Raw genomic sequence first — 18,781 nt, 5'->3', positions numbered from 1 at the left:
GCAACAAAATGTGCCCGAAGAAGTATAATTAGTACATGACTGAAGCCAAACGAATTTGTAATATAGTGTTAAGCTTAGTGGATAGCGCTATTTAAAATAGATTATCCCAAGCTAACTATGTCAAGTGGGATTATCTTGTGCGATTAAGGACTTATTATGTCTAACAAAAATGAATTAATAACGAATGACGGTGTGCAATCACCTTTACCGGTTTTACCTTTAAGAGATGTTGTTGTTTATCCACATATGGTTATCCCTCTTTTTGTTGGCCGAGAAAAATCTATTAAGGCCTTAGAGGCTTCCATGGTGGAAAATAAACAAATCTTTTTAGTTGCTCAACGCAAGTCATCGAATGATGACCCGTCAGCTAATGATGTTTATACCGTTGGCACTGTTTCCAGTGTCTTGCAATTATTAAAGCTGCCAGATGGAACGGTTAAAGTGTTAGTGGAAGGGGAAAGACGAGCCTATGCAACGCAATATTCACAAGAAAAAGGCTACCTAGAAGCATATTTAGAGCCTGTAGAGGATGTTAATACCGCATTAACGCAGCAAGAAATTGAAATAATAATGCGCTCTTTAATGTCTCAATTTGAGCAGTATATTAAATTAAATAAAAAAATACCGCCTGAAGTATTGGGCTCCCTTGCCAGCATTGAAGAACCAGGACGATTAGCAGATAACATCGCTGCGCACTTAAGTTTAAAAGTAGAAGATAAACAGGAAGTTTTAGAGATTACAGACGTAGGTTCGCGGCTTGAGCGTTTAATGGCAGCTCTTGAAGGCGAAATTGATTTGTTGCATGTTGAAAAACGCGTACGTGGCCGTGTTAAAAGACAAATGGAAAAGAGCCAGCGTGAGTATTATCTTAATGAACAAATGAAAGCCATTCAAAAAGAATTGGGCGAACTTGGCGGTGAAGAAGGTAATGAAGTTGAGCAGATGGAAAACGCTATTAATAAAGCGGGTATGCCTAAAGAAGCCAAAGAAAAAGCCTTATCAGAATTGCAAAAATTAAAAATGATGTCGCCTATGTCCGCGGAAGCGACAGTGATTCGCAATTATCTAGACTGGATGTTATGTGTGCCGTGGCGGAAAAAAAATAAGATTCAATTTGATTTAGAAAAAGCAGAAAAATTGCTTGATAAAGAACATTATGGCCTTGAAAAAGTTAAAGAACGGATTACTGAATACCTAGCCGTTCAGCAACGGGTAAAACGCATTAAAGGGCCTATTTTATGTCTAGTTGGGCCGCCAGGAGTAGGTAAAACATCTCTAGGTCAATCTATTGCTAATGCCACAGGTAGAACGTTTATTCGCATTGCGCTTGGGGGCGTGCGTGATGAGGCTGAAATACGTGGCCACCGCCGTACCTATATTGGTTCTATGCCTGGTAAAATTATTCAAAAGCTTTGTAAAGCTGGGGTGAAAAATCCTTTAATTATGCTTGACGAAGTTGATAAAATGGCAATGGATTTTAGAGGAGATCCGGCTTCAGCGTTATTAGAAGTGCTTGATCCAGAGCAAAATCATACCTTTAGTGATCATTATTTAGAGGTGGATTATGATCTAAGTGATGTCATGTTTATTGCGACTGCCAATTCTTTAGAAATTCCAGCACCGCTATTAGACAGAATGGAAGTAATCCGACTGCCAGGTTATACCGAGGATGAGAAAGTAAATATTGCGGTAACCTACTTAGTACCCAAGCAAATCATGCTAAACGGGTTAAAGAATGATGAAATAACGATTAGTGAAGGGGCAATTCATGAAATTATTCGTCATTATACTCGGGAGGCAGGGGTACGAAACCTCGAGCGTGAAGTTGCCAGTATTTGTCGTAAAGTTGTTAAAGAAATTTTAACCAGTAAACGTACTAAAAAAGTGGTTGTTACCCGAAACAATATCGAAAAATATCTTGGTATAAAGAAATTCCGCTATGGACTTGCTGAGCAATACGATCAGGTTGGTCAAGTAACGGGTCTAGCATGGACAAGCGTTGGTGGCGAATTATTAATTATTGAAGCCTCGATGATGACAGGTAAGGGTAAAGTGACTCATACTGGCCAATTAGGCGAGGTTATGCAGGAATCTATACAGGCAGCAATGACTGTTGTGCGCGGTCGTTCGAAATCATTGCATATTACAGATGATTTTTATGATAAAAAAGACTTCCATATTCATGTTCCCGAAGGTGCTACGCCAAAAGATGGTCCTAGTGCTGGTATTGGTATGTGTACGGCCCTTGTCTCTGTTTTAACACAAATTCCTGTGCGTGCTGATGTAGCGATGACCGGGGAAATTACGTTGCGTGGCCAAGTATTACCTATTGGCGGACTAAAAGAGAAATTATTAGCTGCGCACCGGGGTGGTATTAAACATGTCATTATCCCAGAAGAGAATAAAAAAGACCTTGATGAGATTCCAGATAATGTACTTCGCAAGCTGAAAGTACATCCTGTAAAAACAATTGATCAGGTCCTAGAAATCGCTCTGAGCGCGAATCCTTTCCAAAGAGAGGGTGGTTTGGATGAAAATAGCACAGACGAAGTAAAAACTCTCAAAAAAAGTGAAAATAATGATTTACAGGCTCATTAATACGGGGTATATTTCACACCGTTGCCACTGATATGACTAGCATGCCAGTGGAGTTCCAAGGATGTGACTGCTTGACTGAAGGTGATGATTTTGATTAAATCAATCCTTCGAGAAAAGGATGAATAACTGGATAGGGGAAACGATGAATAAGAGTGAATTGGTAGATGCAATTGCTAGCGGTACAGGCTTAACAAAAGCTGATACAAGTCGAGTTCTTGAAATGTTTATGGAAACTGTTACTGACGCGCTAAAGAGCGGTGACCAAGTTGTTTTACCAGGATTTGGCTCTTTCTCAACTGGTAATCGTTCCGAAAGAGAAGGTAGAAACCCACAAACGGGTGAAAAGATTAAGATTAAAGCATCTCGAGTAGCCAGGTTTAAAGCTGGTAAATCTCTCAAAGAAGCTGTACAGGAAGCGTGATTTACTGGGTGCTTAGCTCAGCTGGGAGAGCATCGCCCTTACAAGGCGAGGGTCGTAGGTTCGATCCCTACAGCACCCACCAAGAATTGGAGTGGTAGTTCAGTTGGTTAGAATACCGGCCTGTCACGCCGGGGGTCGCGGGTTCGAGCCCCGTCCACTCCGCCAAATAAACGCGCCCAAGGGCGCGTTTTTTTTACCTGCTACGCTTACTTTAATTTTCTTAATAATTTATTATTTTTTTGAGTTTTAACATTGTATTTTAACTCAATTACAAGTACTAATAAGGTAGAAAAGGAATTCATCAAAATATAGCGTTAACCATTAAGTTTTAGATAAAGCACAAGTAATTAAGGCGAATGAATGTCTGAATAATGCATGATTGAAGCTACATGAATTTCAACGCATTATAAAGCTTAGTATGAGACGGTATAGATTGTTAATGAATTATTTTTATAATTAAAGGTGAGCATAAAGGCAGACACCTAATGTTTGTATCAATTATGGAACTCTAGAATATGTTGCAGAAGCTAAATGAACGCATACAAGGTGTTATAGCTTGGGTAGTTATTATTCTGATAGCAGTAACCTTCACTCTTTTTGGCCTCGATTATTATATGCAGTCGCGCCATGTCTCTGACGCGGAGGTGTCTGTAAACGGTGAGCCTATCAGTAAACAAGCTTTTGAAGTAAATTACCGCAGAGCACGTCAGCAACGTGATCCTGCGCAAATAACTGCAGCCAGTGAAGCAGCTCTAAAGAAACAAGTTTTAGATAATATGGTTGCTAACGAAGTTAGTTTACAAGCAGCCAAAACAAATGGTTTTGATGTAAGTTTAGCTCAAGCAGATGCTGCTATTGTAAGTATTCCTCAGTTTCAGCAAGACGGTCGTTTTTCTGCCGAGCGTTACCAACTTGCTTTAAATGGTGCTATGTTTACGCCAGCGTCTTTCCAAAAAGAAGTTAGACAAGGTATGTTGTTAAATCAACAGCGCTTTGCATTTATTGGTAGTGCTTTTGCAATTCCAGCAGAAATTAAGCGTTTTGTTAAATTGTATATGCAAACCCGAGATTATGATTATCTCCAAATTCCTGCCTCATCCTTTATCGATAAAAAGGATATTACAGACGATCAAATTGCTAGTTACTATGAAAAGAATCCAGAGCAATTTATAGCGCCTGAAAAAGTGACTGTTGATTATATACGATTGTCAGCCCAAAAATTGCGTGAGAACATTGCGGTAAGTGATGAAGATATTAAGCGTTACTACAATGAGAATAAAAATAACTTCCTAAATCCAGCTCAGTGGCGAGTAGCTCATATTTTGTTTGCCTTCCCTAAAGATGCTGATGAGGAAGCCCAAACAGAAGTTAAACAAAAAGCCCAAGATGCTTATCAAGCATTACAAAATAATCCCACCCAGTTTTCACAGTGGGTCAAAACAATGTCATCTGATAAATTATCGGCGATGAATAATGGTGAATTACCTTGGATAGTTGCTGGTAAGACTGAATTTGATAAAGCATTATCTAATTTAACGCAGCCAGGCCAGATTTCTGAACCTTTTAAAACATCGCATGGTTACGAAATTTTTAAATTGGTTGCTTATAAGCCAGCTAAACTTAAGCCACTAGTTAGTGTTAGCAATGAGATTGCTGAGCAGCTTAAAACTGAAATGGCGCAAACAAAATTTGCGCAGCTTATGGAACAACTAACGGATTTAAGTTATCAAACGCCAGATTCTTTAGCTTCCGTTGCCGAAGAACTTAAATTACCTATAGAGAAAACTGGACCGTTCTCTCGTGAGGGCGGACAAACTGAGTTAACCAAAAATAAAAATGTCATTAATGCTGCCTTTAGCCATGACGTTTTAGCTCTGGGTAATAATAGTGAGCCAATCCAATTAGATAATGATAGTGTGGTTGTGGTACGTGTAGACAAGCATATTCCAGCTAGTAAGAAGTCACTTGCCGAAGTAAAAGAAGTTATTATCAATAAACTGGCCCTACAAAGAGCAGAGAAAAAAGCGCAAGAGTTAGGCTCTAGTTTACTTGTAGAAAATAAGAGTGATAATGCTAGCGTGCAACCGCTCGATACTAAGCAATTTGTGTGGCACGAAGTTGCTCAAGCAACACGTGATACTGACAAAGCTGATACCATGATTAATGATTTAGCTTTTAGCCTTCCTAAGCCTGACAGCAAAGAGGGCCGACGCTTAATTAATGGCGATTATGTTATTGTTAGGTTAAAGAAAATTAATGACGGTCAGTATAACTCGCTTGATAAAGAGCAGCGTTCAAGTTTAGCTCAACAAATTGAAGCTAGTTATGGTTTAATGGAATACGATTTATATATTAATAATCTTATTAAACAAGCCAAGATTGAGAAAAGTCATTAGTTTTCAGCACTACAATTAAAGCTTAATAATTTATTAACTTTTATCACTCATCCGGATATCGCGCATACATAAAGGGCGATATCCAGGTTAAACTTGATGCACTCAAGGTTCTAACTAACTTTCCAAAATATGTTCGTATGTAAACTTCCTCGAAATTTAACTAATAGTTTATAAAATAATCAGTAATATAATTTACAAAACACATTTTTTATAAATTATGCAGGTTATTGTTTTTGCTTGCGTTGACGGATGAATAATGCGCTGGTATAAAGGGTGCTCAAATTTTATTGCTTATTGACTGAAATAAAGCAAAGGAGCAAAGAATGACAAAAAGATTTACTGAAAACCAATTAGGCCAGGTTTATTTGGGGATGTATGAAGACTATACTTTCTACCAAAAAAATGGTTACCCTGTACAAGCAATTCATGAATCTATTTCTGCTAAATTATTCTACTCTTTAAACGATCCAACTAGTTCTTTATGCGGTTTATCTGAAGCCGAAAAAAATCGTGTTTGGGCTGTTTATTATGCTTTTATCAATAGTACTCTTAGTTTCCAGCGTCAACTTCCAAATGAAACGCAACAAAAGCAATTTTGGAATAGTTTTGATAGAAAAAAACAGCCAGTTGTTGTCATCGACAATACAAGAAAATACCATTACTGTGCTCATAATACTTTATTGGATTGGTTATTACTTGATTCCTTTCTAAACTCTTTTAATCGGCCGCGTGTTCATTATGGTCATCACCGCAGCAGCCACACTCATCGCCACAAAGAAGAAAAAAACAAAGGTGAATTAATATGCTATTTAATAGTACTAGCGCTGATGACTTTTGCTGTAGCTGCTTCTCTAATAGCGTTGTATTATCTTTTGAAGGAATGTTTAGATAGTGTAGAACGTTTTATTTTTAATGAAGGCCAATTAAAAGCTGCTATTTCATTATCTTCTATTGTTGGTGGCGCAGCTGCTGGCGCGCTCTTCGGGACATTTATTGCTTCTATGCCAATTATGATGTTAGGTATAGCAGCAGGGGTTAGTAATCCGGTTGGCCTTGCCATTACAGGAATCGTTTGTATAACGATTATTAGTGCAGCTATCTCTTGTGGTATAACTAATTGGATTCAAAATAAAGCAATTAAACATCAAAATAAAGATGCCCTAGATGCTAGAGATCCTGAACGCTATGCGTTATCTGAGAAAGAAGAAGCTAATTTAATTAAGAAGGGATACGATATTTATACTGTTAAAATTGCCATTGTTGCTTTACGCAAAGAAATAGGTGAAAAGGGTGTGCCTTCATTACTTAATCGTCTGTTTACGACCAAAGGCGGAGAAAAGCAGGAAAATCTTGATTCTATACGTAAGATTAAACGCGGAGAGTTAGGGTCTATCAAAGTAGGCAATATGGAATTTAATTTCCGTACACCTAATCTATATGCTCCAGTAACCAATGCTTATAATTGGCAGCAAGATAAAGCGTCTGTTTATGCAGCTAATCCTATAAAGCAATCAGAAAGATTCTTTCCACAACAGCAAACAACGCCGCCAGCTACTTTTCTCCCTCAATATACTGAACAGCCTAATGTAATGCTAGATACAACACCTTCTGCGCCTCCTTCAGATGAGCAAACTAACACCTCAAATTTGTATCCTTCTTTAGCTGGATATTATAATTATCAGCCTTAATTTAAAAGGGCCTTTTCTTTAAGGCCCTTTTAGATCACATATATTACTCTTAAGTGAATTTGTAAGTAATTAAGTTATTATTTATTCCAAGTTAGACATGGCAACAGCATGATAACCCGCATCAACATGGATAACTTCTGCCGTAATCCCTGAAGCTAAATCAGAGGATAGAAAGGCTGCGGTATTACCAACTTCATCAGCTGTAACATTACGTTTTAAAGGTGTCGTTTCAGCATATGCACTTTGCATTTTACGGAAATCTTTAATACCTGCCGCCGCGAGTGTTTTAATAGGGCCAGCTGAGATAGCATTTACTCGAAGGCCGCGGGGTCCTAAACTTGCTGCAAGATAACGTACTGAGGCTTCCAGGCTCGCTTTAGCTATTCCCATCACATTATAATTAGGCACCGCTTTTTCAGCACCATAATAACTTAATGTTAATATTGAGCCATTGGTATCTTGCATTAAAGGAAGAGCTGCTTTAGCTAAGGCAACTAAACTATAAGCGCTAATATCATGCGCAATGTGAAAACCTTCACGGTTTACGCATTCAATAAAATCACCACTAATTTGATCAGCTGGGGCAAAAGCAACCGAATGGATTAAAATATCTAATTGTGACCACTGACTTTTTAACTGTTCCATTAAATCAGTGATCTCATGATCATGAGCAACATCGCAGGGAAAGGTTAAGTTTGAGTTAAATTCTGCCGCCATATTCTCAACGCGCGATTTTAGCTTCTCATTTTGATAAGTAAAAGCAAGTTCAGCACCTTGTGCGTGAAGCGCTTTAGCAATACCGTAAGCAATAGAGCGGTTACTGGCTAAACCAATAATTAGTGCTCTCTTTCCACTTAAAAAACCCATAGAATAATCTCCTTGGTATTTATTAAAGTTCTTTTCTAAAAATTGCTATATATTGCAATTTTAGCTTAAGACGTTTATGTCTTTTATTGAGCTTATCGCTCCTCTGCAAGCATTTTAAAATAACACTTATATTGAAATTTAATCAGCCTGATGTGCTGCAAGTAACTCACGCATTTTTGCTTGAATCATATCAATAGCGATACGATTTTCGCCTCCCCTAGGAACAATGATATCAGCATAACGGCTTGAAGGTTCAATAAATTGAAGATACATAGGGCGAACAGTCGTTTCATATTGATGAACAACGGATTCAAAAGACCGCTGCCTCTCAACTACATCCCGTTTTAATCGACGAGTTAAACAAATATCTAAAGGGGTGGACATAAAAATACGAATATCCATCGTTTCTCGTAGATCTTTATCGGTAAATAATAAAATCCCTTCTAAAACAATAATAGCATGTCGGCCTATGCGCCGAGTTTCCTGTAAACGGATATGTTTAGAGTGAGAATAAATAGGTATCTCTATAGGTTCACCCTTTTGCAATCGCTTAAGATGTTCACACAGTAAAGCGTGATCAAAAGCATTTGGGTGATCATAATTAATTTTTTCGCGCTCTGTTAAAGGCAAGTGACTATTATCTTTATAATAAGCATCTTCAGAGATAACAACGACTTGATCTGAACCGAGCTCATTTACAATAGTATTGGCCAACAGACTTTTACCAGATGCCGAAGGACCAGAAATGCCAATAATAATAGGTAGTTTGCTCATACTAAATAGATTCAAAAATTTGACCAAATGGTAAACTTTTATGATTTAAAATTCAATCTATACAGGGACTTTTAAATAAAAATTCAACATGTTAGTTAGGGAAAAATAAATTGTTTAAAACATAATAATAAAATAGATGATAAATTTAACTAGGTAAAATCTCTAAAGCCTTTAGTAGGCTCCGTAGCTTTAAATTAGGTGCTCCATATTTATCGTGCCTCAGAAAACCCCTCTCCTGCATAAGAAGTTTGCGTAGTATGATGACGCCTTTTGTGCGGTCAAAAAACTCCCTCTCCCGCATAAAAAGTTTGCGTAGTATGATGATGCCTTTTGCGTGGTCAAAAAACTTCCTCTCCTGCATAAGAAGTTTGCGTAGTATGACGACGCCTTTTGCGCGGTCAAAAAACTCCCTCTCCCGCGCAAGGAGTTTGAGTAGTATGATGATGTCTTTTCGCGGAAGAGGGGTGGGGAGAGGGAAATGGACAAAGCTATATTAAGACAACATGCAAAAACATTACGAAGGCAAAGCACTGATTCAGAGAAACGTCTTTGCTATTACCTCAGAGCGAACCGACTTGGCTTTAAATTCAAACGACAAGTTCCTCTAGGAGTATATATAGTTGATTTTGTTTGTCTCGAAAAACGCTTAGTTATTGAAATTGATGGTGGTCAACATCTTAATAACCAAAGTTACGATATGGCTCGAACTGCTTGGTTAAATACGCATGGATTTGAAGTATTGTGTTTTTGGAATAATGATGTACTACAACAAACAGCCTCAGTCATCGAGGTTATTTTACGTGCATTAACATATAGTACTTTAAGGCCAGCAATAGACTTACAAGCATCACCTGGATAAGATACGTTTTATAATATTATCCACTAAGCTTTATACTGTGCTGCAAATAACTTTTGTAAGCGTTCCAAAACATATTATTTATAACCATTCGTGACATTTCCCTCTCCCAATCCTCTCCCGCGAAAAGACATCATCATACTATTCAAATTCCTCGCGCGGGAGAGGGGTTTTTTGAGGCACGATAAATAGGGGTTACCTAATTTAAAGCTACAAAGTTTAGAAAAAAGTTTAGGGATATTGCTTAATAAGTCAGCTTATTGCTTGATCAGTATCTAATTCTCTAGAACAAGCCAGTTGCGTTAGCGCACTCGATTCTTTTTTAATAAAACATATAAAGCGCCAGTCCCACCATCTTGAGGAAGAGCGCTATGAAATGCGATAACGGCAGGAATTTGTTTTAACCAATGATTAACTAAATTTTTAAGCACAGGTAGCTCTCCATGTGGACTACCTTTACCATGAATGATAAGTAGGCAACGATGCTCGAAATTAATTGCTTGCTGAATAAAGTCAATTAAAATCTGTTGGGCAAGATCAGATTTAAAGCCATGTAAATCTAATTTAGCTTGCCTTGGTATTTTTCCTAATTTCAATTCACGTAATCGTTTAGCAGGTAGGTTGTCTCGACAAAAGGATAGAAGTGTTTGTGCCTGAACTTCTTGAGTGTAATAATTAGATAAGTAAATAGATGCTTTTTCAGGTTTAATGCTCTTTGTAGTTTTTTGAATTTTGACATGAGAGTTAGGTGGTGTCTTATTAATTTTAATCAGAGAGTCAGGCTCAATTATATTGCTCTTTTTTAGAGGCTTTGCTGTTTTTACAGCTTCACGAAACAAAGCTTTATCTTCATCTGATATTTTTTTAGGCATGAGCAGATTTATAAAAATTTAAACTATAAAGATTATATCGTATTTAAACTTTTCTTCTTGAAAGATAATTAAATAATTCCAACCGGACTTATGAAAAAAGCTAACTTTTTTAAATATTTTGGCCTTAATCTTGGTTTTTCATAAGTTCAGTATAAAAAACCTGTGATAAAAATTATAAATATCTTACAATTTGAGGTAAATATGTTCATGCAAGGAATCAGAGAAAAGATGTCCACAACATTTAATGAAGTAATGCAATTAGATACCATCGCAGATTTTTTAAGATTTGGTCTGACACAAGCTCATAATTATGAGCTTTATTATGGACATGGAACTGATAATGCTTGGGATGATATTCGCTCTTTAATTTTAGGGAGCTTGTCCCTTCCATTTGATATTGATAACTTCTTATTACAAACACGTTTAACACCAAGTGAAAAACAATTTCTAGCTAATCAATTAGAAAAGCGAATTAAAGATAGGATTCCTGTTCCTTATCTCACGAAACAAGCATTCTTTTGTGGGTTGCCTTTTTATGTAGATGAAAGGGTATTAATTCCTCGGTCACCTATTGCTGAATTGATTGAACGACAATTTTCTCCTTGGGTCGATCCTAATCGAGTAGAGCGAATCTTAGATTTATGTACGGGGAGTGGCTGTATTGCTATCGCTTGTAGTTATGCTTTTCCAGACGCCTTTGTTGATGCCACCGATATATCGCATGAGGCATTAGAAGTAGCGAGGATTAATTGTCAACGTCATCAATTAGAGGATGTTGTCAATTTAATAAAGTCTGATTGCTGGCATAATTTGGGAGAGAAGCGTTATGACATTATTGTCTCTAATCCACCTTATGTAGGTGATGCAGAAATGCTTACACTGCCACGAGAGTATTTGCATGAACCTGATATGGCTTTACGTACAGAGCAAAATGGCTTAGCCATTGTGAAGAAAATCTTAGCAGAGGCACATAATTATTTGACTAAAGAAGGTGTCTTAATTGTTGAAGTTGGCAATAGTGAAGAAGAGTTAATTAGTGCTTATCCAGATTTATCGTTTACTTGGCTTGATTTCGAGCGGGGTGGCCAGGGTATATTTTTATTGACTGCCCAACAATTAAAAGATTATTTTAAATCGGATAAATAAACTATGAGCGGAAACACATTTGGCAAATTATTTACAGTCACTACCTTTGGCGAAAGTCATGGTAAAGCCTTAGGCTGTATTATAGATGGCTGCCCACCCGGGTTTGCTTTATCTGAAGAGGCTATCCAGCCCTTTTTAGACAAACGTAAACCTGGGCAATCTAAATATACAACGCAACGACGTGAAGAAGATAAAGTTGAAATCTTATCAGGTACTTTTGAAGGCCTAACTACAGGCGCTCCAATTGCACTTATTATCCATAATACCGATCAGCGTTCTAAAGATTATGAAGAAATTAAAGATTTATTTCGCCCGGGACATGCAGATTTTACTTACCACGCTAAATATAAACATCGTGATTATCGCGGCGGTGGTCGTTCATCTGCTAGAGAAACCGTCGCTCGTGTTGCTGCAGGCGCAATCGCTAGGCTTTATTTGAAAGCAACGCTTGGATTAACAATCACAGGTTATTTAAAACAAATGGGCCCACTTTGCTTAGAGTTTAAGGATTCCCAAGAAATAACTAATAATCCTTTCTTTTGTCCTAATAACCATCAAATCCAAGACTTAGCAGACTATATTGATCAGTTACGCCGCCAAGGTGATTCTGTTGGCGCCCGTGTTAATATTTATGCTGAAGGGGTACCAGCCGGATTAGGTGATCCGGTTTTTGATAAACTTGATGCAACGCTTGCTCATGCCATGATGTCTATTAATGCTGTAAAAGGTGTAGAAATAGGTACAGGATTTACTTCAGTGACACAATTAGGGAGTGAGCATCGTGATGAAATGAGTAAAGAAGGTTTTTTAAGCAATCATGCAGGGGGTATTTTAGGGGGTATCTCAACAGGTCAATCCTTAGAAGTTAGTATTGCTTTAAAGCCTACTTCAAGCATTGTAAAACCGGGTAGAACAATAAATAAGCAGGGGGAAGAAGTAACTGTGGTAACTAAGGGTCGTCATGATCCATGCGTGGGTATTCGCGCCGTTCCCATTGCCGAGGCAATGATGGCTTTAGTATTAATGGACCATTACCTACTGCATAAAGCGCAGGCTATGAACGTTCAAACACGTAAATAAAGTGTAAAATAATAATAAGGGTTATTATATTTACTAAGCAGTTAATTAAAATAGATTCTTTGCCAAAGAATTCTTATCTAAACTAGAGGCTAATATGACAAAATTACTAGATGTTGCAGTAGTTGGCGCGACAGGTGCGGTAGGTGAATGTATATTAACTGTTTTAGAAGAGCGAAATTTTCCAATTAATAATCTGTATCCATTGGCTAGCGAGCGTTCAATTGATAAAACAGTCACTTTTAAAGGTAATGAATTTGACGTTTTAAATTTAGCAGATTTTGATTTTAGTAAAGTGGATATCGCCTTATTTTCAGCGGGTGCTTCGGTATCAAAAGTTTATGCACCCATTGCGGTTGATGCTGGTTGTATTGTTATAGATAATACATCTTGTTTCCGTTATGACGAGGATATCCCTCTAATAGTACCAGAAGTCAACACGCATCGAATTGCAGATTACTATCAGCGAGGCATTATTGCTAATCCTAACTGTTCAACCATTCAAATGGTTGTAGCATTGAAACCAATTCATGATGCTGTTGGAATTAGTCGAATTAATGTTGCGACTTATCAATCTGTTTCGGGAACTGGAAAAAAAGCAATTTCTGAACTAATATCACAAGTGGGTGAATTACTTAATGGTCGCCCAGTTAAAGCGTCTGTATACCCCCAGCAAATTGCTTTTAATGCACTTCCTCATATCGATGAATTCTTAGAAAATGGCTATAGCAAAGAAGAAATGAAAATGGTATGGGAGACTAAGAAAATCATGGAAGATGATACAATAAGGATAAACCCAACCACGGTTAGGGTTCCTGTGTTATACGGGCATTCAGAGGCTGTCAATGTTGAATTAAAAGCACCTTTAAGTGCAAGTGATGCACGTAATATTTTGCGTAGTGCACCAGGAATTAAAGTTGTAGATGACTTAGCAAATTTAGAATATCCAACAGTTATTACTCATGCTATTGGCCATGATGAGGTGTTTGTTGGTCGTATTAGAGAGGATATCTCTTTCCCTTGTGGCCTTAATATGTGGATAGTTGCTGACAATATACGCAAAGGTGCGGCAACAAATGCTGTACAAATTGCAGAAATTCTGCAATTTGAGTATTTATAAAGTATAATGTGAGTATGAATGAAATAGATGAAAAAATTGATTCTTCCTTAGGTTTAAAACCTAACAAAAGAAAATTGCTTAAGCTAAAGAAAAAAAATAAGATTAAAATTATATCAGGAGTTAATCAACCTGGCATATTGAGTAAGCTTTCCAGAGGATTGTCCCTAGGGAAAGCTAAACTTTCTGCGCTTGTTAGCGAGGCATCAATGGTTGAACGTAAACAAAATCTGATTGAAATTGAACCGGTTGAAGTATCAGGCCATTTTGCAAAAAAAGTGCCAATTGTAAGCAATATAAAGCCCACTAGCGGTCCCTTAACAGGTACACGCGACGTGGTAATTAATGGCACAGGTTTTGGTACGGTTGCAGATACAGTAGTAGTATTTAATGGCAATACAATTACGCCTAAAGCAGTAACACCAACGCGTATTACCTTTGATGTACCTTCTTATACGAGAGTGGGGTTAGTGCAGGTCTCGGTGATTACCTCACGTGGTAGAAGTGGCAATGTTCCTAGTGGATTTAGTTATTTCACAGCCCCAATTGGTAGAAAAAGTTCATCTATTCTTAGCGATGATACACCAGACATGGCGCGAAGAAGACGTTTGCTTGAGCAAGATGGCCACCGTTATTTAGCGAAGGTTCATGCCAGAGAGCATCGGTCCGAGGAAGATAAACCAGCACCTGAAGGTGAGCTACAAAATTCAATTAAACAGCATCCATGGTTAGATGCGCAACGCTTTGATGGTGTTGATCCCAATTTAAATCCAGAACCACCTCTCAATACAGCAGCACGTCGGGAATTTGATAATGAACGGCGCGAGCAAGAAATGGAAAAACAACTTCGTTTAGGCAACATGCCGAAGTTCTCTACAGCGCCAAAACCTGAGTTTAAATAGAGGTTAGCCTTAAATGACCATCGCTAATGATATTATTTCATGTCGCATGCCCGATTTTGAGCTTTACATACGTGAAGGTGAGACACTCGATGACATCGATGAGTATGGTTTTACACCCTTAATTGAATGTGCAATAACAAGGCAATCTCCTATTGCTAAAGAGTTACTTGCGCGCGGTGTAGAAGTTAATAAACCTGATGTTACGGGCAGAACGCCATTACACTGGGCTGTTGATAATAATGATTTAGAGCTTGCTAAGCTTTTACTTGAACATGGAGCAAATCCCAATGCTTATACCAGTTCAGGCATGGCGGTATTAGTCTATCCAATTTTAAGAGGGCAAGATGCATTAAAGCATTTACTTTACCAATATGGTGCTAAGCTTGATTTTGCTCAGGATTTTATTAATGCCAAACTAATAGGGCATCGCTATGAGTTACAGGGCGATATCGATATTGTTACGGCTGAAGGAGAATTTATTGAATTAGACTTTGAGGGATTTATTTTAGAATTTACGGTGGCAATGATTAAAGATTCCTTGCGGCGTTTTCTTAGTAGTTATTCAACGAGGCATTTACGGGAACATTTTCTTTATATTCAATATACGATGGATGCTTTTGAAATTGCAGGAGAATTACTTAAATTACAACACCATTTTAATATGAATCAACAGGGCAGTCATTTAGAACAATTAATTAAATCACCTCTTCTTATCTTACCTGCTGCTAGTCGCGGACATGCCATGTGTTTTGTAAAGTATGGAGATTGGTGGGCGAAAATTGATAGAGGGGAAAATAGCCTAAAAGAAGGAAGTGTTAACATTTATAAAATTAGCCAGCCTGAAGCATTCAATATTCATTTTTTACAAGAATTTTTATATAAAAAACAACCGCGTCGATACTTTCATCAGACAATTAATAAGCAGTTAGGCTTAATTCCAACAGCACAAATCCCTATTAGTTCGCAAATTAGTGGTAATTGTTCTTGGGCAAATGTTCAAGCAGTCATTCCGGTAACTTATGCTTTGCAATCTTTAGTCTATGGACAGGAGCTTTCTGTAGAAACAGCTCTAATGGTATACGATAGCTGGGTAGAATGGGATAAAGATCGCGCGCTTGATGAAGCAGTACAACGTTTTTATCAAGCTAATCGGTTAAGACAGGCTAGTATAGCAGCTATGCTTGGCACCGTTTTATTTCAAGCTTGTGATTATGATAATGCCCATCATATGGGAAGAGCAGAAAAAATCTTAACTATCCTCACGTTACCTGAGTATTATTATATTCTCAAAAGCTATTTAGAAATTTACTGTATCAGACAGTTAACCCGTCGAGGCAATAATCTATTAAAAATTTTAGATGACTGTGGGGTAAATCCTAATATTGGTGTGACACCTATAGCGACTGGGTTGAAAGATTAGGAGCAGTACTCAGAGCCCTACCAAATGATAGATATAGCTCAATCTAATCCTAGATTCATCCTCCTTAAACCGTAATTTAAATTTAAGGAGGCATGGACCGATTGTTTGTTAGTTTTCCGATTCCTTATTCACCATGGCTTCTTTTTTTTTAATTAAATCTGGCTTAAGAGGAATAACTCGATTGTTATTATTTTGTTGCTGTTGGTTTTGGTTAGAGTTACCTTTTTTTCTCTGCCCACCCTGGCCCTGGCCACCAGAATGGCGTTGCTGTTGATTTATATTGCTATGATGGCCACTATTATTAGGACGACGGCGTTTTGAATTCTGGGTACGTTTTTCATGAGGTTTATGATGTTTCGGTTTCGTGCGCTGTTGATTAGATTTATGTTCAGTGTCTACCTTATTAGTTTCTTCAGTATGGCCAAAGAGACTACTCCATAAACGTTTAATAAAGCCTGCTGTAGGCGTTTTAGTGGTTGAAGAGGGTGTAAAAGTTTTTACGGCCGGTTCATCTAGTTTAACAGAATCAGTATTAGCACGAACCATATCTAGCTCAGGCTGTTGAATGAGACTATAACTCGGTTTCTTATTTTTACCGACATTATCTTCTTTTAAGCGTGTAATACTATATTGCGGCCTTTGCATATGAGGATTGGCAATAATTAATATACAAACTTTATGTCTTTTCTCAATATTTAAGATGAAATCACGCTTTTCATTCATAATGAATGTTGCCATTTCAACCGGTAGTTGGACGTGAACCTCAGCTGTTTTATCCTTTAAAGCTTCTTCCTCAATTAAGCGAATAATAGAAAGACTATGGGATTGTATATTACGGACTGTACCACGGCCTTCACACCGGGGACAGATCTCTTGTGCAGCTTCTCCTAGAGATAAACGTAAGCGTTGGCGAGACATTTCTAATAAGCCAAAGCGGGAAATTCGACCTATCTGAATACGGGCACGATCTGCTTTAAGGGCTTCTTTAAGCCGATTTTCTACATCTCTTTGATTTTTACCAGAGCCCATGTCTATAAAATCAATAACGATTAGCCCACCTAAATCTCGTAGGCGTAACTGACGAGCAATTTCATCAGCTGCTTCAAGATTAGTATTTAAAGCTGTAGCTTCAATATCAGTGCCACCTGTAGCTTTAGCAGAGTTAATATCAATCGATACGAGGGCTTCTGTTCTATCAATTACCAATGATCCACCCGATGGTAAAAGTACTTCACGCTGATAAGCTGTTTCAATTTGGCTTTCGATTTGATAACAATTAAATAAAGGAACGGGATTGTTATATAATTTAACATTGGGCAGAAAATCAGGCTTAACTTGTTCAATATATTGCTTAGCTTTGACGTAGGAAACTTGGTCGTCAATAATAATTTCAGAAACAGATTTTCGAAGATTATCGCGAATGGAGCGAATAATAACATCGCCTTCTTGATGAATAAGGCAAGGAGCCATCTGATTTTGATAGGCATGACGAATAGCTTGCCATTGATTGCATAACATATCTAAATCTGCTTGTAATTCATCCTGACCCTTACCAACACCTGCAGTACGAATAATAAGGCCCATGCCTTCAGGTAATTGAAGAGCATTTAATGTTTCGCGTAATTCATCGCGTTCATCGCCTTCAATTCGTCGTGATATACCACCAGAATTAGGATTATTAGGCATTAAGACTAAATAACAACCCGCTAGCGTGATAAAGGTGGTTAAAGCAGCACCTTTATTACCTCTTTCTTCTTTATCTACTTGAATTAATAACTCTTGGCCTTCACGGATAAGAGCCGTAATAGGCGGCTTATCATCGCCAAAACTCTGTGGATCTTTACTTAAATATTCAGGCGCGATTTCCTTCAGAGGTAAAAACCCCTGTCTTTTAGCGCCATATTCGACAAACACCGCATCAAGACTAGGCTCGCGGCGAGTAACAACGGCTTTATAGATATTTCCTTTTTTCTTAATTTCAGAAGGACAGTCAATATCTAAATCATATAAGTGATTGTCTTTAACTAAAGCAACTCTAATTTCCTCCGATTGAGTTGCATTTATTAACATTTTTTCCATTACAAACCCCAATAAGGGCACAACTCTTAAGTAAGACAGTGGAAGGCTATCTATTACTGTATGCTAGACCTGTTAATTTCTGATGTTTACATTACTTAAGATTTGGCTAAATATGATTTTTCGTTTTGATTATCTTAATATTTAAACTCAATCATTTTATCTAGTATTTTAAACCCTAATAATGCTCTAGCAGTCTTTCAACTCGATTCATTTGCTGTCTATAGCACAACTAATCAAGTTTAAATGGTAAGGCTAGATAAATAGTTATTATAGCCTGTTATTCTCCATCTTGCTTTAATACTTCTTACAGAAATTTAATTTTGAATCCCTTGTATTAACAAGGTAGTAAGATAAATTAGATTTACTGGAGTAAAAAAGCGTAAATGTAGATGTCAGTACAAAGCTATTCATTTTTTCACTTAATTAAGTCAGCCTGTTACCATTTAACATGTTTATAAGCATACAAAAAATAATCTTTAAGCAGTCCAATATTATTATTAAAAGACAGACCATACCCATGTCACCACAACTAGTATGGTGCATAATTGAAGCTTTAAGCGTATTTTGT

General features: G+C 37.5%; 14 protein-coding genes and 2 tRNA genes. 12 read left to right on the top strand and 4 right to left on the bottom strand.

The window, feature by feature from the left end; all coding sequences use genetic code 11:
• Positions 1-156: 156 nt before the first annotated feature.
• The 6 genes from lon to DYH30_RS11815 all read left to right on the top strand — a co-directional run bounded on the left by lon (position 157) and on the right by DYH30_RS11815 (position 7,103).
• Complete coding sequence (gene lon / locus DYH30_RS11840; RefSeq protein WP_115331853.1) at positions 157-2,598, top strand: endopeptidase La; 2,442 nt, start codon at positions 157-159, stop codon at positions 2,596-2,598.
• A gap of 142 nt (positions 2,599-2,740) precedes the next feature.
• Positions 2,741-3,019 carry an HU family DNA-binding protein gene (locus DYH30_RS11835; protein ID WP_115332572.1) on the top strand — a complete coding sequence of 93 codons (279 nt, stop codon included), beginning with the start codon at positions 2,741-2,743 and terminating at the stop codon, positions 3,017-3,019.
• A 6-nt stretch (positions 3,020-3,025) separates the two neighbouring features.
• Positions 3,026-3,101, top strand: a tRNA-Val gene (locus tag DYH30_RS11830).
• A gap of 6 nt (positions 3,102-3,107) precedes the next feature.
• Positions 3,108-3,184, top strand: a tRNA-Asp gene (locus tag DYH30_RS11825).
• Positions 3,185-3,534: 350 nt separating this feature from the next.
• A complete protein-coding gene (locus tag DYH30_RS11820; protein ID WP_115331852.1) occupies positions 3,535-5,415 on the top strand; it encodes a SurA N-terminal domain-containing protein in 1,881 nt (626 codons plus the stop codon).
• Between the two features lie 323 nt (positions 5,416-5,738).
• Complete coding sequence (locus DYH30_RS11815; RefSeq protein WP_115331851.1) at positions 5,739-7,103, top strand: hypothetical protein; 1,365 nt, start codon at positions 5,739-5,741, stop codon at positions 7,101-7,103.
• Positions 7,104-7,184: 81 nt separating this feature from the next.
• Here DYH30_RS11815 and DYH30_RS11810 read toward each other — a convergent pair whose 3' ends face one another.
• Positions 7,185-7,970: an enoyl-ACP reductase FabI gene (locus DYH30_RS11810; protein ID WP_115331850.1), complete on the bottom strand. Its 786-nt coding sequence runs from the start codon at positions 7,968-7,970 to the stop codon at positions 7,185-7,187.
• A gap of 138 nt (positions 7,971-8,108) precedes the next feature.
• On the bottom strand, positions 8,109-8,744 hold the full coding sequence (gene udk / locus DYH30_RS11805) for a uridine kinase (RefSeq protein WP_115331849.1): 636 nt from the start codon (positions 8,742-8,744) through the stop codon (positions 8,109-8,111).
• A 478-nt stretch (positions 8,745-9,222) separates the two neighbouring features.
• On the opposite strand from udk, the gene DYH30_RS11795 reads away from it, so the two are divergent.
• Positions 9,223-9,603 (top strand): endonuclease domain-containing protein, encoded by a 381-nt coding sequence (locus tag DYH30_RS11795; RefSeq protein WP_115331847.1) that lies wholly within the window; start codon positions 9,223-9,225, stop codon positions 9,601-9,603.
• Positions 9,604-9,902: 299 nt separating this feature from the next.
• Here DYH30_RS11795 and DYH30_RS11790 read toward each other — a convergent pair whose 3' ends face one another.
• Positions 9,903-10,472 (bottom strand): Smr/MutS family protein, encoded by a 570-nt coding sequence (locus DYH30_RS11790; RefSeq protein ID WP_115331846.1) that lies wholly within the window; start codon positions 10,470-10,472, stop codon positions 9,903-9,905.
• Between the two features lie 228 nt (positions 10,473-10,700).
• Between DYH30_RS11790 and prmB the strand changes: the two genes are divergently transcribed.
• The 5 genes from prmB to ankH all read left to right on the top strand — a co-directional run bounded on the left by prmB (position 10,701) and on the right by ankH (position 16,134).
• Positions 10,701-11,618, top strand: a complete 918-nt coding sequence (gene prmB, locus DYH30_RS11785) for a 50S ribosomal protein L3 N(5)-glutamine methyltransferase (protein WP_115331845.1) — start codon at positions 10,701-10,703, stop codon at positions 11,616-11,618.
• Positions 11,619-11,621: 3 nt separating this feature from the next.
• Positions 11,622-12,698 (top strand): chorismate synthase, encoded by a 1,077-nt coding sequence (gene aroC / locus DYH30_RS11780; RefSeq protein WP_115331844.1) that lies wholly within the window; start codon positions 11,622-11,624, stop codon positions 12,696-12,698.
• Positions 12,699-12,792: 94 nt separating this feature from the next.
• Positions 12,793-13,815: an aspartate-semialdehyde dehydrogenase gene (locus DYH30_RS11775; protein WP_115331843.1), complete on the top strand. Its 1,023-nt coding sequence runs from the start codon at positions 12,793-12,795 to the stop codon at positions 13,813-13,815.
• 14 nt (positions 13,816-13,829) lie between these two features.
• The gene (locus DYH30_RS11770; protein ID WP_115331842.1) at positions 13,830-14,714 is read left to right on the top strand and encodes an IPT/TIG domain-containing protein; all 885 of its coding nucleotides are present in this window, start codon (positions 13,830-13,832) and stop codon (positions 14,712-14,714) included.
• 13 nt (positions 14,715-14,727) lie between these two features.
• Positions 14,728-16,134 carry a Dot/Icm T4SS effector AnkH/LegA3 gene (ankH, locus tag DYH30_RS11765; protein ID WP_115331841.1) on the top strand — a complete coding sequence of 469 codons (1,407 nt, stop codon included), beginning with the start codon at positions 14,728-14,730 and terminating at the stop codon, positions 16,132-16,134.
• Between the two features lie 108 nt (positions 16,135-16,242).
• Here the strand turns inward: ankH and DYH30_RS11760 are convergent, their stop codons facing one another.
• On the bottom strand, positions 16,243-18,213 hold the full coding sequence (locus tag DYH30_RS11760) for an Rne/Rng family ribonuclease (RefSeq protein ID WP_165482152.1): 1,971 nt from the start codon (positions 18,211-18,213) through the stop codon (positions 16,243-16,245).
• Between the last annotated feature and the right edge of the window lie 568 nt (positions 18,214-18,781).

The sequence above is a fragment of the Legionella busanensis genome, assembly GCF_900461525.1.
In the GTDB taxonomy this organism is placed as follows: Bacteria; Pseudomonadota; Gammaproteobacteria; order Legionellales; family Legionellaceae; genus Legionella_C; species Legionella_C busanensis.
The sequence above is the reverse complement of the archived record's forward strand: the minus strand, read 5'-3'. Positions and strand labels throughout refer to the sequence as shown.

Coding starts and splice junctions, on each gene's coding strand:
- aroC (WP_115331844.1), top strand. CDS start 11,622: ATGAGCGGAAACACATTTGGCAAATTATTTACAGTCACTACCTTTGGC.
- ankH (WP_115331841.1), top strand. CDS start 14,728: ATGACCATCGCTAATGATATTATTTCATGTCGCATGCCCGATTTTGAG.
- prmB (WP_115331845.1), top strand. CDS start 10,701: ATGTCCACAACATTTAATGAAGTAATGCAATTAGATACCATCGCAGAT.
- DYH30_RS11815 (WP_115331851.1), top strand. CDS start 5,739: ATGACAAAAAGATTTACTGAAAACCAATTAGGCCAGGTTTATTTGGGG.
- DYH30_RS11810 (WP_115331850.1), bottom strand. CDS start 7,970: ATGGGTTTTTTAAGTGGAAAGAGAGCACTAATTATTGGTTTAGCCAGT.
- udk (WP_115331849.1), bottom strand. CDS start 8,744: ATGAGCAAACTACCTATTATTATTGGCATTTCTGGTCCTTCGGCATCT.
- DYH30_RS11790 (WP_115331846.1), bottom strand. CDS start 10,472: ATGCCTAAAAAAATATCAGATGAAGATAAAGCTTTGTTTCGTGAAGCT.
- lon (WP_115331853.1), top strand. CDS start 157: ATGTCTAACAAAAATGAATTAATAACGAATGACGGTGTGCAATCACCT.
- DYH30_RS11770 (WP_115331842.1), top strand. CDS start 13,830: ATGAATGAAATAGATGAAAAAATTGATTCTTCCTTAGGTTTAAAACCT.
- DYH30_RS11795 (WP_115331847.1), top strand. CDS start 9,223: ATGGACAAAGCTATATTAAGACAACATGCAAAAACATTACGAAGGCAA.
- DYH30_RS11820 (WP_115331852.1), top strand. CDS start 3,535: ATGTTGCAGAAGCTAAATGAACGCATACAAGGTGTTATAGCTTGGGTA.
- DYH30_RS11760 (WP_165482152.1), bottom strand. CDS start 18,213: ATGGAAAAAATGTTAATAAATGCAACTCAATCGGAGGAAATTAGAGTT.
- DYH30_RS11775 (WP_115331843.1), top strand. CDS start 12,793: ATGACAAAATTACTAGATGTTGCAGTAGTTGGCGCGACAGGTGCGGTA.
- DYH30_RS11835 (WP_115332572.1), top strand. CDS start 2,741: ATGAATAAGAGTGAATTGGTAGATGCAATTGCTAGCGGTACAGGCTTA.